Origin of the sequence: Caldivirga sp. UBA161, assembly GCF_002506515.1 — an archaeon.
GTDB lineage: Archaea > Thermoproteota > Thermoprotei > Thermoproteales > Thermocladiaceae > Caldivirga.
In genome coordinates, this window is record NZ_DAXS01000087.1 from 13203 (window position 1) to 14520 (window position 1318).

A 1318-nucleotide genomic window follows, 5' to 3' on the forward strand; every position below is an offset into this window, starting at 1 on the left:
GTGTCTCTACTCTCCGAGGCCTTAAGCAAGTTCACTGACCTTGTGGTGAAGGGTATGGTCCCTAATGTGGATAAGATGAGGAAGTACGCTGAGAGTAGCCCATCATTAATAACTGTGATTTCCCCTGTAATTGGGTATGATAAAGCCACTGAAATCGGTAGGAGGCTAACACGCGGATTATCAATAAGGGAAGCGTTAAGGGAATTAGGGTACACTGATGAGCAGATTAATGATATTCTTAGCTTAGAGAAATTAATTAAACCTGGCTTCCCCATTAAATCATGAATTCTGAAACCTCATGCACCTAACCGCATTAAGATTATTGTCTTTAAGAGTGAAGGAAGAGCCATTAACATGATTGGGATTACTTAAATACACTAACCTAGGGGTTTTAATAATGTTCGTTAATGGGAAGTACCTTATTGGTAGGGATTTCGCATTCCCAGACTACAAGCCAAGGTTTCCTGAATCATACCCATACATGATTAGGCGTTTAATAGCTCAGTTAGAGGTCTTCATTAGTGAGGGCAGGCTTAGGGGTAGGGTTATTTACGAGGTTATACCAAGGAGGCGGCTTAGTTACATTGAGTTAAATGCAGAGGAGATGTACATATTATCCACTAGCCACCAGAGGGATTACGATGGCTCAATACTAAGGCTATACTTCAACCCACCCCTTGAGGCATCTCAAAACACAATCATTGAGGTTATTTACGAGGCTAAGCCCAGGAAGGGCGCCTACTTCATAAGGCCCAGCAAGGAGAAAGGTAACACAGCGCAAATGGTTTGGACTCAGGGTGAGAGTGAGGATAATAGGTACTGGCTACCATTACCCGATAACCCTAATATAAAATTCCCAACGGAATTAGAGATAACGGTCCCAAAGGGCATGGTAGCGGTCTCAAACGGCGTCTTAATGAGCGTTAAGGACCTTAATGATAGAACCACATGGCGCTGGATCTTCGATTACCCACACTCCCCCTACCTAATAGCCTTCGCCGCAGGTGAGTTTGATAAGCTTGAATCAGACTGCAATGGGGTTAAGCTGGAGTACTACTGGCCTAAGGGCAGGTATGGGGATCCTCAAGTAACCTTTGCAGCCACTTGTGATGCTATTAAATTCTTCAGTGAGTACACTGGTGTCCAGTACCCGTATCCTGTTTATAAGCAGGTGGCTGTTCATGAATTCATATACGGTGGCATGGAGAACACTACAGTAACCATATTAACTGATACTACACTGCATACTAAAAGGGAGGAGTGCCCGTATGATGAGTGGCCGTGTAGGGGTAGGGAGGATTTTTCTTCTGATGGTTTG

Annotated in this window: 1 protein-coding gene and 1 pseudogene; both read left to right on the forward strand. The window is 44.1% G+C overall.

The window, feature by feature from the left end; all coding sequences use genetic code 11:
- A pseudogene (locus BP896_RS09760) lies at positions 1-285 on the forward strand (fumarate hydratase); the annotation flags it as partial.
- 112 nt (positions 286-397) lie between these two features.
- Positions 398-1318, forward strand: a 921-nt coding sequence (locus BP896_RS09765) for a M1 family metallopeptidase (protein WP_291767942.1), incomplete at its 3' end; no start/stop codon positions are given.